This window comes from Shewanella marina JCM 15074 (assembly GCF_000614975.1).
Lineage (GTDB): Bacteria > Pseudomonadota > Gammaproteobacteria > Enterobacterales > Shewanellaceae > Shewanella > Shewanella marina.
In genome coordinates, this window is record NZ_BALM01000036.1 from 25,223 (window position 1) to 39,482 (window position 14,260).

General features: G+C 39.0%; 11 protein-coding genes. 3 read left to right on the forward strand and 8 right to left on the reverse strand.

Annotated elements, in window-relative coordinates; genetic code table 11:
* The first annotated feature begins 197 nt into the window (after positions 1–197).
* Positions 198–1,376 carry a pentaheme c-type cytochrome TorC gene (gene torC / locus JCM15074_RS18420; protein ID WP_025823184.1) on the forward strand — a complete coding sequence of 393 codons (1,179 nt, stop codon included), beginning with the start codon at positions 198–200 and terminating at the stop codon, positions 1,374–1,376.
* 861 nt (positions 1,377–2,237) lie between these two features.
* On the opposite strand, the gene JCM15074_RS18425 is transcribed toward torC, so the two are convergent.
* The 5 genes from JCM15074_RS18425 to JCM15074_RS18450 form a co-directional block, all read right to left on the reverse strand.
* Complete coding sequence (locus JCM15074_RS18425) at positions 2,238–2,855, reverse strand: transglycosylase SLT domain-containing protein (protein ID WP_025823186.1); 618 nt, start codon at positions 2,853–2,855, stop codon at positions 2,238–2,240.
* 13 nt (positions 2,856–2,868) lie between these two features.
* The gene (locus JCM15074_RS18430; protein ID WP_025823188.1) at positions 2,869–3,309 is read right to left on the reverse strand and encodes a hypothetical protein; all 441 of its coding nucleotides are present in this window, start codon (positions 3,307–3,309) and stop codon (positions 2,869–2,871) included.
* A complete protein-coding gene (gshA, locus tag JCM15074_RS18435) occupies positions 3,299–4,867 on the reverse strand; it encodes a glutamate--cysteine ligase (protein WP_267880205.1) in 1,569 nt (522 codons plus the stop codon). The genes JCM15074_RS18430 and gshA overlap by 11 nt, the downstream gene beginning before the upstream one ends.
* Before the next feature lie 134 nt (positions 4,868–5,001).
* The gene (locus JCM15074_RS18440; RefSeq protein WP_025823191.1) at positions 5,002–7,833 is read right to left on the reverse strand and encodes a M16 family metallopeptidase; all 2,832 of its coding nucleotides are present in this window, start codon (positions 7,831–7,833) and stop codon (positions 5,002–5,004) included.
* Between the two features lie 349 nt (positions 7,834–8,182).
* Entirely contained in the window at positions 8,183–8,623 is a 441-nt protein-coding gene (locus tag JCM15074_RS18450; RefSeq protein ID WP_037470002.1) for a YqaA family protein, read from the reverse strand.
* Between the two features lie 315 nt (positions 8,624–8,938).
* Here JCM15074_RS18450 and JCM15074_RS18455 point away from each other — a divergent pair, with 315 nt between their 5' ends.
* Together JCM15074_RS18455 and JCM15074_RS18460 are read left to right on the forward strand one after the other, a co-directional pair.
* A complete protein-coding gene (locus JCM15074_RS18455; protein ID WP_025823195.1) occupies positions 8,939–10,189 on the forward strand; it encodes a dicarboxylate/amino acid:cation symporter in 1,251 nt (416 codons plus the stop codon).
* A 140-nt stretch (positions 10,190–10,329) separates the two neighbouring features.
* On the forward strand, positions 10,330–10,515 hold the full coding sequence (locus JCM15074_RS18460; protein ID WP_025823196.1) for a hypothetical protein: 186 nt from the start codon (positions 10,330–10,332) through the stop codon (positions 10,513–10,515).
* A gap of 69 nt (positions 10,516–10,584) precedes the next feature.
* On the opposite strand, the gene JCM15074_RS18465 is transcribed toward JCM15074_RS18460, so the two are convergent.
* The 3 genes from JCM15074_RS18465 to JCM15074_RS18475 are packed head-to-tail and all read right to left on the reverse strand — an operon-like array spanning position 10,585 to position 13,754.
* Positions 10,585–11,715: a sodium ion-translocating decarboxylase subunit beta gene (locus tag JCM15074_RS18465; protein ID WP_025823197.1), complete on the reverse strand. Its 1,131-nt coding sequence runs from the start codon at positions 11,713–11,715 to the stop codon at positions 10,585–10,587.
* Between the two features lie 6 nt (positions 11,716–11,721).
* Positions 11,722–13,500: a sodium-extruding oxaloacetate decarboxylase subunit alpha gene (gene oadA / locus JCM15074_RS18470; protein ID WP_025823199.1), complete on the reverse strand. Its 1,779-nt coding sequence runs from the start codon at positions 13,498–13,500 to the stop codon at positions 11,722–11,724.
* A gap of 20 nt (positions 13,501–13,520) precedes the next feature.
* Positions 13,521–13,754, reverse strand: a complete 234-nt coding sequence (locus tag JCM15074_RS18475; RefSeq protein WP_025823201.1) for an OadG family protein — start codon at positions 13,752–13,754, stop codon at positions 13,521–13,523.
* Positions 13,755–14,260 lie beyond the last annotated feature (506 nt).

The following is a 14,260-nucleotide window of genomic DNA, read 5'->3' on the forward strand; positions in this document are numbered from 1 at the left end:
AATTTACTTAACAAATCAATTATAGACGTAAATTGTTCTATAATTTACAAACATGCAACAAGTCCCTGTATTTACGCGTATTTGTATCAATGAAACAAATATATCTGTATCATATATCAAATATCAACGTTTAATTACTATAATAATAGTATCAGTCAAATCGCTTTGATGTTTATTTAACTCATTGGAATGCTAGTATGAAAAAAATTTGGCAATTTTTTAGTCGCCCGAGCAGTAAATATTCGGTATTAACCATTGCAATCATTGCAATATTTATTAGCTTACTTGGAGTGTTCACATTCCATGAATCAATCGAATATAGTTCATCGACAGAATTTTGTGTTTCTTGTCACTCGATGAAAGAAAACTATAATGAATATAAAAATACTATTCACTTTAAAAACCCTATGGGTGTAAGAGCTGAATGTCGTAATTGCCATATTCCTGAAAACAATCCAATTGATTTCATGAAAGCTAAACTTGGCGGTGTTGGCGATATATATAGTGAATTTATTTCTAAAGATATTAATACACCATTGAAGTTTGAACAGCATCGTCAAGAGATGGCTGAAAACGTCTGGAATATGATGAAAGAAACCAACTCAGCACCATGTAAGAGTTGTCACTCATATACAGCAATGGACCACGCTAAACAGTCTCCAGCGGCTGCAGCTGCAATGACTGATGCTGAAGCTAAAAACATGAACTGTATTGAGTGTCATAAAGGTATTGCACACCAATTACCTATGATGAATGAAGACTTCCATAAAGTGTTTGATCAGCTAAAAGCTAACTCTTCTATTGCGCCACCTGTAGACACACTATTCACGCTAACTGAAAAGACTATCTACAGCGAAGCAACTGATAGCAGCCTAGTTGAAGGTAAGTTATTACCCGCATCTAAAGTGACTGTCATCAGTAAGCAAAACGGTATGCTACAAGTTAAATTTAGCGGCTGGCATGAGAAATCTGCGCAAAGCGCTGTCATTACTCAAGATATGGGTAAGTTCATTGTTGTTGCTAAACTAAAAGAAGCTGGTAAAGCAACAGAGAAGCTTCTAAAAGAACAAACAGATGCTAAGACTGGCATGGTATGGCAACAAGTAGAAATTACTGGTTGGATTAATCAGAAGTACTTACAGCCTAATATCAAGATGGTATGGCAGTATGCTGAAGGCATGTATAACAATACCTGTAGCGCTTGTCACGCAGCAACCGCGCCAAACTTCCTAACCGCGAATAAGTGGATTGATTCGATGAAAGCGATGAAACCTTATTACTCGCTAACGCCGACTGAAGAGCAGACTTTACTGAAATATCTGCAAGTTCACGCTAAAGATATGCCAAATGCTAAAGGGGCTACTCCTGCGAAATAGCGACTGATTTAAGTATATCCAAGCACTATTCGTCTCTGACTAATAGTGCTTTTTTTTACCCTCTAAAAAAGCACTCTACTCTCTTCCAAACTCAACTATATTGCATCGTTATAGCAGTTCAGACATAGCCTTTCATAGAAGGCTATATCATCTATAAATAGCCAAATAGAGCTATAATTATACCTACCTATTATTGCGATTTAGCATGCATACAGCGTCTCTATAACCCGCCCTGATAGCGTTCTTTATCGGCACAAGACAACCACTAAATTTCCTTCAAGCATTGAAATATTGCGATACCATAAAGTCGTAAATGAGCACTCAATATATCGCTAATACCACTAATTTTAATCGATGATGACAGCTATAGCCGCTATATTTCGACTGTTAAGCTTAATAATAGAAAATTTGATATGAAAATATATGAACAATTGTGATAAGAAATGAAATGGCTTATGAATTTTATATTTTAACTATTAATATTAGCTCAGTTTGATATTAATATTTATTTTAAATTTATAATATTTTTACTTGTTAGCATTTTGATTTTCATCCACATTTATTTAATATTTTAATTTTTTAAATGGATTTCTATAGCTGAAAAACAAGAACGATTTACATCTGAAATATTTTTATAAAAAAAAACACAATTAACACACAAATCAAAAAACTTATTTTTTACTCAATAATTTGCATATTTACAACATATAAACTAATACTTTCGCATTAAGCATATACTGGTCAATATACATTGTATATTGATGATAAACAGTTCTGTTATATATATCACACTGGCCAAGTAATACTTGCCCAAATACAATAAAGCCTCCGTAATTGGAGGCTTTGTTATATTAAATGAGATTAACCAAAGAAAAAGCGCGAGAACCAAGAACGATCTAACTCTTTTTGGCATTGCCTGTATTGCGCAGCATAGCGCCGCGCACGTTCATCAACACGGGTAGCTACTTTGCCTAACCAAGGCTTATTACGATAGGTACCGCGCTTGTAGCCGCCCCACCCTTCGTGATAATTCAGATATTGCTTACGAGCATCCCATTTAGATACCCCATTAATTTTATGGGTTTTATAAATAAACCATCCCATAAAATCCATAGCATCATCAAAATTACTGCGACTGGCCCAACTATTACCGGTTTCTCTGACGTAATCATCCCATGTCATTGTTTTAGCTTGAGCATAGCCATAAGCAGAGCTTGCACGGCCAATCGGTATAAAACCTAAAAAATATTCCATGGGCGGTGCGGCATTATGCTTAAAAGAGCTTTCTTGATACATGATAGCTAGAGGAACATGGACTGGTACACCCCATTTTTCACGGGTATCTTTAGCCGCTTCATACCATGAATAATGTTCATTAAAAATAGCACAAATATTATCAGGTTGACGAGGCGGCGCCGTAGCACAACCTGCTAACTGACTGACGAGCACCACTCCTAACAACAGCTTTAAACGAGACATCACAGTTCCTTGACTAATAAGGCGTTGTTATTGGCTTACACTGCAATTCGTCTTGTTGCCAAATGACGGGCTGCCAATAATGACTATCCATACCATAATAAACTTTATCAGTATTAAATTGTGCGGCAACATGGTACTGCTGCTCAGCCACAACATTCACCTCTAATGTTTTTTCAGTTCTTGCTGCCAATTTTACTTTTAACTTAGGCGAATCAATCAATGCCGCCATGGTTAGCGTATGCTTTCCTGGTGGAACCACAAAATTAGGCATAGATATAACAGGTTTGCCATCTAAATGAGTGATCACTGCAGGATATATATTACTTGCTTTATCTGTAGGTAAATACGCAGAAATAGTGCCACAAGTGGGCACTGCAACATCTGTTGAACTACAACCAGCCATCAGCATCACTAATAATGATGCTGATGTGATGTTAAATAAATTATTGCGCATAATTAAAGTAATCAGCTAAAAAGTGCTCAAAACTTTGCTCTTGCACCGCTTCTAACCTTGCCTGCTCAGCTAAAGAATCTGTCGCCATTTTTTCAAATAATGCAATTTGAGCATCTGTTAATGGATATTCAAAAAGCTGTTGTTGATAGGCTTCCGCTAAACGAACGCCCCAACGCGCATGAGCATCATCATCATTTAAAATCGCATTCAATACTTGTCCTGATAGGGTTTTATCAGGGTCATCCACTGCAAGTTGCCAGTGGGCTAATGCTTGAGCATAAGCTAACTCTTCACCGTCAATCAATTCAGCAATCTTGCCAAGATCAACAAATAATTCATTTAACCACTGTTGCATGGCGATATCATCACCATGGCGTTGTAGCTGCAAATCAGGCTTTCTACCGGTTAATACCACTGCATTTAAGTTAGCGGTTATTTCGGCTTCTTCGACATCAGCAGTATCTGGTGAATCGCTCAATAAACAATAAAGTAAAAACAAATCTAAAAATCTGACCTGATGAGCATTAATCCCGATAGGGCTAAATGGATTAACATCAAGGGCGCGTACTTCAATATATTCAACCCCACCTCGCGCTAATGCTTCTGAGGGTTTTTCACCACGTTTAGCGACTCTCTTAGCACGAATAGGTGAGTAAAACTCATTTTCAATTTGTAATATATTGCTATTTAACTGACGGTACTCACCATCAACTTTAACCCCTATCTGAGCAAATTTATCTGAATGCATTAACATTGCATCAGATAAACCCGCTAAATACTCAGGTAAAGAGTTATAGCTAATATTAAGCGCATCTTGCTCATTATTGGTATAACCTAAATCACTCATACGCAGTGATGTTGCATAAGGTAGGTATAAGGTTCCTTTAGCACTCGTCTCAAACTGGTAAGGACTTTTGCCTTGTTTAATGAATGACGGACATAGTGCAGGTGAAGCACCAAATAGATAAGGTAATACCCAAACTAAACGGCGATAGTTACGGATGAGTCCAAAATAAGCTGCCGATTTGAAATCTTGTAATGCCACAGACTTATCAGATTGCTCATACAATAATTGCCATAACTCATCAGACACAGAGAAATTAAAATGCACTCCAGAAATGATTTGCATCAAACCACCATATCTGTGGGTTAAGCCCTGTCGATATAAGGTTTTCATTTTGCCTGAGTTTGAGCTGCCATACTGAGCTATCGGAATATTTGTCTGTTCAGTGATATAGCAAGGCATGCTGAATGGCCATAAACGTTGACCATCTAAATGCTTCATTGTATAGGCATGCGTCGTCATCAAACAATCTAACAAGGCATCAATATCTTCGTTAACTGGAGTAATAAACTCAAGTAAAGCCTCACTGTAGTCAGTAGTGATCTTGGGATGAGTTAGCGCAGAACCTAATGCTTGAGGATGAGAGTTTTGAGCTATTTGAGCTGAACCGTCAATTCTTAGCGCCTCTCGTTCAATACCACGCTTCATTGTAGATAAAGCACGACGTCCTACAGAGGATGAAAGGTGGGTTAAGCGTTGCTGTAAGATATTCAATTCATGACTCACTTTAGTTGAGTTTATATTGGGTCAGTTGGCATTAACCTAACCATTCATACTGTCTATTACTATTGAAAAACGTGGCAGAAAAACTGCCACGTAAGAGTCAAATATAAGGACTAATCTACTATTTACAACAATAAATTTTCAATAGGATAACCGAGTGTCGATAATTGCGGCATTATTTTGCTTTTATCACCAACAACTAATATCACCATATCTTTTAACTGCAATTGAGATTTTGCCAATTTATCTAACGTTTCCTTATCGATATGTTCAATTATATCAGCCTGCTTAGCCGTAAAATCATGATCTAACTTATACTTTTGAATCATCCGCATAAAACCGGCTTTTTGATAAGGCGTCTCATAATCAAGCGCTTTACCCTGTGCAATAGAATTACGCATAAATTCGAGTTCTTTATCAGTTATACCTTGCTGCTGATAATGGTTAATCTCTTTAATAAACTCTGATAAGGCAGGCCCAGTAACATCACTACGCACACTTGCACTCGCAATAAATGCACCGACCTCACTGCCGCCAGTAAAATAACTACGAGCACCGTAGGTATAGCCCTTATCTTCTCGTAAATTTAAATTAATTCGACTATTAAATGCACCGCCTAATGGATAGTTCATTAAATATGCATCAAAGTACTGTCCTGTTGCATCATAAGCAAAAGCACGCTTACCAAGCATAATCACTGATTGCGCGGCATCAGGTTTATCAATCACGTAAATCGTACCCGCATCTAACTTAGGTAAAGTTGGTAACGCAGGTAATGCTTCGCCTTTGCCCTGCCAATTGGCTAAACCAGATAACGCCATGGTCATTTTTTGTTGGTCAAGATTAGCCACCGTAATTATTTGCGCATTACCCGCTTGATATTGCTGCTGATAAAACTGCTTTATATCAGCTAATGTCAATTTAGATACCGTAGCAATTGTACCGTCTACCGGAACGCCATAACTGTTGTCTTTACCAAATAACAGTTGATCAAAAGCCGTCGATGCGATGTAGTTAGGATCTGACAACTGATGCTGCAAACCTTGTAACTGTTGCTGCTTAAGACGTTCAAAATCAGCCGCTTTAAATGCAGGCTTAAATAGTTTCTCTTCAACAATCGCCAATGTTTGAGGCAAGTTCTCAGTTAAACTAGACACTTTAATATAGCTTTGGCTTTCACCCGCACCAAAACTAACACTACTGCCCAGCATCTCTAATGCTTGCGCTAATTGTTCAGTACTTCTTTGAGTTGATGACTCATTTAGCATTGCTGCGGTTAACTGCGCCACGCCAGCTTTTGCTACAGGTTCTAACCTATGACCACCATTTAGATAAATTAGTAATTCAACGGTTGGTGTTTCATTAGTTTGCGTGCCCATCACTTCGATACCATTTTTAAGCGTTGCATCCCATAAATTAGGCACACTTACTAATGGTGCTTTGCCTGCTTTAGGCATAACAGAACGATCAAAATGAGTCTCAATAGGCGCGACCTTTGCTGTTGATGGCACAGCATCTTTAGCGACTATTTCTGCTGGCGGTGTAAAATTATCGCTATGAGCAATCCAGTCTGTTTTCCCCTCAGGGACAACGCTCATGACCACCATAGGTTTGTTTTTAATGTAACGTTCAAATACCCGCATCACATCGGCTTTAGTCACGCTGGCATAGCGTTGTAGATCTTTAGCAATAAGATCAGGATTACCCGTAAAAGTTTGGTTGGCAGCTAGCGTAGAGACTTTCCCTCTGACACTTTGTAATCCAAAAATCGTATCAGCTTCAAATTGAACCTTCGCTTTTTCTAAATCCGCATCAGTTACACCACGTTGTTCAAATTCATTAATTGATGTCATGACACGTTGCTGCAGATCTTTTAAATTGCCATCTTTAGCAGGGTTGGCTAACGCATAAATAGCTAATTGGCAAGAAAGCTCACGGCAAGGATGGCTCACACCCGCTTGTACCGCATAACCATTCTTCACTAAATTTTTATATAATAGTGATGTTTTACCGCCACCTAAGATATTAGCTAACAAATCTAGTGCAGCTTCATCTGGGTGCTGTGAATATACCGTCGGGAAGCCGATTCGTAATAGTGGCAAATGAACTCTGTCTTGCATCGAAATATAGCGAGTTTTATCTAACGTCACTAATGGTTTAGCTTCTGCTTTCACCTCTGGTCCACGAGGAATATCCCCAAAATACTTTTCAACCCAAGCTAATGCTTGTGTCTCATTAAAATCACCACCAATGGTTAAGGTAGCATTATTGGGACCATACCAACGCTGGAAGAAAGCTTTAACATCCCCCAAGTTGGCTCGCTCTAAATCTTTTGGCCAACCAATAACAGGCCAAGAGTATGGGTGTCCTTGCGGATAAAAGGCTTGGTCAAAACGCTCATTCATACGACCATAAGGTTGATTATCGATACGTTGTGCACGTTCGTTTTTAACCGTTTCACGTTGAACTTCAAATTTCTTTTCTGTTAATGCTGGCAGTAAAAAGCCCATTCGGTCTGATTCTAACCACAACACTTTTTCAAGTTGATTACTGGGTACTGTCTCAAAATAATTAGTGCGATCACTGTTAGTGGTACCATTTAAAGTACCGCCCGCTTCGGTGATCACTTTAAAATGCTGCTCATCAGCAACATGCTGTGAACCTTGAAACATCATATGTTCAAACAAATGTGCAAAACCACTGCGGCCAGGCAATTCTCTAGCACTACCAACATGATAAGTCACATCAACATGTACCAAAGGATCTGACTTATCTTGATGTAAAATCACCGTAAGCCCGTTCGCTAATACATATTTTTTATAGGGAATACCGAGTTGATTCTGGCTAGCTGAAACCGTTTCAACCAAAGTAACGCCAGCAGGTAAAGGCGCGATAGCTTGATTAGCGCAACCTGCTAATGCTGCTGAAATTGCAGCTGCCAATATCCATTTTTTCAAAAGACTTCTCCTATTAAATACTACTTAAAACATCAATTAGTGCCACTTTAATACCAACTTGAATAAGAAGGTGATCATTCAGCGGGAGTTCAAGGTGTTGTAGACAATACGGACATTTGAACAGAATAGTTATTCTCGGCAACAAGCTCCTGCGTTGCTCTACCTTCTGCATCCATGCAGTCGTATTTTGAACATGTTCAACGCAGTATACAGCGCCTTGAAACCCGCACGAAGTGAGTTTTTCAGGCCTTTCCATTTCGATGTTGCATTGATTTGAAAGGGAATAGCCATTACTGCATCAATGCGCCTAGAACTGAAAAGGCTGACAAACTCTGAACAGATCACATCTTTAATCAAATTGGTATAATACCGCAGCCGCAATCAATAAATAGCGTAACGATTTGCCAATAAACATCATGATGGTCGACTTGATAACAGGTAACTTCATCCAGCCTGCTAACAAACAAAGTAAATCACCGATAACCGGCATCCACGCCAGTAATAATGACCAATAACCATATTTTTGCACCAGCCCGAGACTGCGCAGATATTTACTTTGAGTTAATTGCTCTGGTGATTTAGCAAAACGCCCTAAACGCCCTAAATAAAAACTAGTCAATGACCCTAATGTATTGCCAATACTGGCGACAATCACGAGTCCGAGCCACTGTTGCGGTGCCTTATCCAGTAACCCCAGCAACAATAACTCAGATCCCCCAGGTAATAGGGTTGCAGCTAAAAAAGCCCCACTAAACATAAGCCACAACAAACCTATCTCCTCACCACTCATATAAACTCAGTTGGCTAATAGTACTTCAACCTTAGTTATTGACAACTTACTTATTGTATTTGTTTCAATTTTTAATAAATAAAGCAAAATTATATCGATTAAAAATAGCACTAAATAGCAATCAATGGCGTTTAACTCGCATAGTTCATGCACTTGTGTATACAATGTTAAAGCTCAATATTTAGCCAACAACTACAAATATAACTATAAGTTATAACTAAAGGTTTATTAACGCGATTTGTTTATATATGTACAAATGTAAATCTATTAAATAGCATTGCTTTAATCGATTTATCATAAAAGGAATATCACTATATGTGGCAAAGCATAAAACGCATCCCATTTTGGCAGCAAGTACTCCTAGGCTTTATGTTAGGGGCAATTGTCGGTCTTATTTTTGGTGAAAAAGCCACAGAACTAAAACCATTAGGTGATATTTTTATTAGTGCAATTAAGATGTTAGTTGCCCCTCTAATTTTTTGTGCGATTGTGGTGAGCATTACTTCATTAGGCAGTCAGGCTAATCTCAAACGACTCAGCTTTAAAACATTAGCCATGTTTATGTTTACCGGTACGATTGCCTCATTGATCGGTTTAGCAATTGGTAGCATGATTGATATGGGCGGCTCTTTACAGCTTGCAACAACCGCAGTAAAAGAGCGGCAGGTCCCCGGCTTCTCACAAGTTATTTTAGAGATGATCCCTATCAATCCCTTTGCAGCATTGGCTGAAGGAAAAGTTTTACAGATTATTGTATTTGCAGCATTAGTCGGGATCGCCATCAATCGCATTGGTGCTAAAGCCGAGCCCTTTAAAAAAGTGATTGAAGCTGGTGCTGAAATCATGTTTGAACTCACACGTATGGTACTAAAACTCACTCCTATTGGTGTTTTTGGTCTGATGGCTTGGGTAATAGGACAATATGGTCTATCCACTTTATTACCATTAAGTAAATTTATTGGTGCAATCTATCTCGCAGCATTAATTCATATTATTTTTGTTTATGGTGGATTAATAAAGTTTGCAGCCAAATTAAGTCCTATACAATTTTTCAAAAAAGCCATGCCAGCGCAGCTCGTTGCATTTTCCACTGCATCTTCATTTGGTACTTTGCCAGCAAGCACCCGTTGTACTGAAGCAATGGGCGTATCGAAACAATATAGTGCGTTTGTACTCCCTTTAGGCGCAACCATGAATATGGATGGTTGTGGCGGAATATATCCTGCAATTGCCGCAATCTTTATTGCACAAATCTATGCTATCCCCCTTGATATGACTGATTACATATTAATTGCATTTACGGCAACAATTGCTTCAGTCGGGACAGCAGGCGTACCAGGTAGCGCTGTTGTAATGCTCACTGTAACCCTTGCTGCAGTAGGATTACCTTTAGAAGGTATTGCCTTTATTGCCGCCATCGACAGAGTAATTGATATGATAAGAACCGCCACCAATGTGACAGGCGATATGATGACGGCTGTGGTTGTTGGACAATCTGAAGGTCAATTAGATAAGAACACTTTTAATCGTAGCAATGTACCAGAGGCAGTACAGCAAAGTATTTAACCAGCAAAGGTCACTTCGGTGACCTTTTTATTGCACTATTTATCCTGCCATATGTTGACACACTAAGTTTTTACTATAATGTAATCTATTGATAACAAGCAATATTACGAGCCAATCAATTGGGTAATCAAAGGTGAAGTATGACACTCGTATTTTTATTACCGCTGATCTTTTGCTTACTTTGGGTATTATTTCTTGAAACACATCATATCCCGTTAGCAAAAGGCAAAAAAGGCTTTATCTATATCATCGCGATAAGTTTAACCATCAGTTTATTCCTTTTGTTAATGATGTGGATTACTGCAAATCAAAATTTACCCGCATAAAAAAGCCGATGTTATTTAATAATATTAAAAACATCGGCTTGATTAATTATCAGCTGGAATGAGGTTAAATTAACCTAGCACTGCCAATAAGATACCCGCAGCAACAGCAGAGCCTAATACGCCAGCAACGTTGGGTCCCATCGCATGCATAAGTAAAAAGTTTTGGTTATTTGCTTCTAAACCAACCTTATTAACAACTCGAGCAGCCATAGGTACAGCAGACACACCCGCCGCGCCAATTAGTGGATTAATTTTACCGCCAGACAACTTACACATGACTTTAGCCATCAGTACCCCTGTTGCAGTACCTACAGCAAACGCAACCGCACCTAAAACTAAAATACCAAGGGTTTCAACTCGTAAAAATTGATCTGCCGATAATTTAGAGCCAACAGCTAAACCTAAGAATATTGTCACAATATTAATAAGCTCATTTTGAGCAGTCTTTGAGAGTCGATCAACTACCCCAGCCTCTCGCATTAAATTACCAAGACAGAACATACCGACCAATGGCGATGCTGCAGGTAAGAATAAAATCGTCATTCCCAATACCATCAAAGGGAAAATGATTTTCTCTTTCTTACTCACTTCACGCAACTGTTCCATTTTTATTTCACGCTCTGCAGGCGTAGTCAGTAACTTCATAATTGGCGGCTGAATAATCGGCACCAGTGCCATATATGAGTATGCAGCGACAGCAATAGCACCTAATAACTCAGGCGCTAATTTAGATGCTAAAAAGATCGCTGTCGGACCATCTGCACCGCCAATAATGGCAATCGCTGCAGCATCTTGCATGCTAAACTCAAAACCCGGTAACAAGTTTAAGCCGATAGCACCAATCAAAGTCGCAAAAATACCAAATTGCGCAGCGGCACCAAGCAATAATGTTTTGGGATTAGCAATCAAGGCACCAAAATCAGTCATGGCCCCAACTCCCATAAAGATGAGTAGTGGGAATACACCAGTTTCAATACCGACATGATAAGCGAAATAAAGCAAGCCACCTTCATCGGTAAAGCCAGCATTAGGGATATTCGCTAAAATTGCACCAAATCCAATAGGCAACAGTAATAGTGGTTCAAATTTTTTCGCAATCGCCAGATAAAGTAATACCACTCCGACTAGCATCATGACGACTTGACCAAGGGTGAAATTAGCTATTCCAGTCTCTTGCCAAAAGGCAATTAATCCATCCATAAAGCGTTATCCTACAGCCAATAAAAGTGATCCTACAGAGACACTGTCACCTTCTTTGACTGCTACAGCAGCAACCACACCATCATTAGGAGCTCTAATTTCGGTTTCCATTTTCATGGCTTCAAGAATAATAACCACATCGCCAGCTTTAACCGTATCACCCACTTTGACATTCACTTTAAAAATATTGCCTGAAAGTGGCGCGTTAAGATCGACGGCAGCACCAGTGTTAGTTTTTGCTGTAACAGGAGTCACTGACGGTTCTATTGGCGTAATTTGACCAATATCACCACCTTGACTCACTTGCACTACGTAAGACTGGCCTTGAACATTGACGGTATAGGTTTCACTCGCTTGAGGCGCTGCAACAACTTGTGTTACAGGCGCTGCCACTTCAATAGATGGTGCTGGCTCAAAGAAATTAGCATCATTTCGATGTTCGATAAACTGTAAGCCAATTTGTGGGAACAATGCATAAGTTAATACATCATCTTGTACTTCTGTCGCCAGTGTTAACCCTTGCGCTTGACTCTTACGCTTTAATTCAAGCGTTAACTTGTCAAATTCAGGTGCAAGTAGATCGGCAGGACGACAAGTAATAGCTTGCTGCCCTTGTAAAACTTGCTGTTGTAATTCAGCATTCACAGGCGCAGGAGTCGCCCCATACTCCCCCTTTAAAATACCCTCAGTCTCTTTCGTTAATGACTTATAACGCTCGCCCATTAGTACATTGATGACAGCTTGCGTACCGACAATCTGCGACGTTGGCGTCACTAATGGGATAAAACCTAAATCTTGACGTACTTTAGGGATCTCTTCCAATACCAAGTCAAGCTTATCAGCGGCGCCTTGCTCCTTCAGTTGACTTTCCATATTGGTTAGCATTCCACCGGGCACTTGAGCACGTAAAATACGTGAATCAATACCTTTTAAGCCACCTTCATATTGAGCATACTTTTTACGTACATCTCTAAAATAGGCTGCTATCTTTTCTAATAATGCAAGATCATAGCCTGTATCGCGATCAGTGCCTTCTACCATCGCCACTACAGTCTCAGTTGCACTATGACCATAAGTCTGGCTCATTGAAGATATTGCTGTATCGAGTACATCAATACCTGCTTCAATGGCCTTTTGATACGTCGCAGTACTCAAACCTGTCGTTGCATGACAATGCATCGAAATAATAAGATCAGTTTGTGATTTAAGCTGACTAATAAGCTCATAAGCTTCCATCGGCTTTAATAATCCAGCCATGTCTTTAATACAAAGCGAATCACATCCCATATCTTCTAGGCGTTTTGCCATATCAATCCATGTTGTTAAATTATGGACTGGGCTTGTAGTATAAGAGATCGTACCTTGTGCGTGAGCACCCACAGCCTTCACAGCTTGTAATGCCGATTGCAAATTGCGTACATCATTCATGGCATCAAATACGCGGAATACATCAACCCCATTTACATGAGCGCGTTCAACGAATTTAGCCACAACATCATCAGCATAATGTCGATAACCCAATAAATTTTGACCACGCAGTAACATCTGTTGTGGTGTTTTTGGCATAGCAGCTTTCAATAATCGAATCCGCTCCCAAGGATCTTCGCCTAAATAACGAATACAAGCATCGAAAGTTGCTCCCCCCCAAGATTCCAACGACCAAAACCCGACATCATCTAACATAGATGCCGCCGGTAGCATATCTTCAGTTCTCAAACGGGTGGCAAGAATTGACTGATGGGCATCACGCAAAACTACATCAGTAAGTGCTAAAGGCTTACTCATAAAAACTCCCTAATTGCCAATTAAGCTTGACGACGGTATTGATGAATAGCAGCAGTAATGGCTGCAACAACTTGTGGTTCAATATCATTGTTATTTGGAACAACAGTTGTTAATTGCCCAACGGGTTCAGATGCAACCAACCGAGCCACAATATTAATACCTGCAATCAGTAAACTTAAAAAGGCAAACACAAGCCCCATTCCTAGCAGCATTATATTTAACGCTTCAAATACAGAATCCATCACTGTAGACATTACTTTTCCACCATTTCAACCGAGTCACCTTAATTACTATTGTCCCAACAGCATTAAGTGCAGCATATGACTGGCTATGTTTATTATTAGAGAACCTTCCTGGTACTCATATTATATTGTGTAGGATACACAGCTTATTCAATTGAAAGCGATACAGCAGCAACCACTTCATCATCGATAACTAATCTATAACAAAAATGATTGCTGTTTGTAAATTGGTCATACCATAAAGAGTAAAGTTAATGGCAAGCAAAGGAATAATATTCAATAAAACGACCAAAAAATTATATAAACATCACTAGTAAAGATAAAACATTAATTAATCTTTTATAAATTAGCGACTTTGATATAAATAATTTTTGATGGTTATATAACCAGAATTGCCCAATACAAATGAGTTATTGAAATAGCAGAAAGCAGAAAGCAGAAAGCAGAAAGCAGAAAAGTTTAAACGGTAAATTTCAGGTATAAAAAAGCCCCGTCTTAACGACAGGGCTTATTTATAT

Bases quoted from the DNA above. Each gene is read 5' to 3' on its own strand.
- JCM15074_RS18465 (WP_025823197.1), bottom strand. From the start codon at position 11,715: ATGGATGGATTAATTGCCTTTTGGCAAGAGACTGGAATAGCTAATTTC.
- oadA (WP_025823199.1), bottom strand. From the start codon at position 13,500: ATGAGTAAGCCTTTAGCACTTACTGATGTAGTTTTGCGTGATGCCCAT.
- JCM15074_RS18455 (WP_025823195.1), top strand. From the start codon at position 8,939: ATGTGGCAAAGCATAAAACGCATCCCATTTTGGCAGCAAGTACTCCTA.
- torC (WP_025823184.1), top strand. From the start codon at position 198: ATGAAAAAAATTTGGCAATTTTTTAGTCGCCCGAGCAGTAAATATTCG.
- JCM15074_RS18460 (WP_025823196.1), top strand. From the start codon at position 10,330: ATGACACTCGTATTTTTATTACCGCTGATCTTTTGCTTACTTTGGGTA.
- JCM15074_RS18430 (WP_025823188.1), bottom strand. From the start codon at position 3,309: ATGCGCAATAATTTATTTAACATCACATCAGCATCATTATTAGTGATG.
- JCM15074_RS18450 (WP_037470002.1), bottom strand. From the start codon at position 8,623: ATGAGTGGTGAGGAGATAGGTTTGTTGTGGCTTATGTTTAGTGGGGCT.
- JCM15074_RS18475 (WP_025823201.1), bottom strand. From the start codon at position 13,754: ATGTCTACAGTGATGGATTCTGTATTTGAAGCGTTAAATATAATGCTG.
- JCM15074_RS18425 (WP_025823186.1), bottom strand. From the start codon at position 2,855: ATGTCTCGTTTAAAGCTGTTGTTAGGAGTGGTGCTCGTCAGTCAGTTA.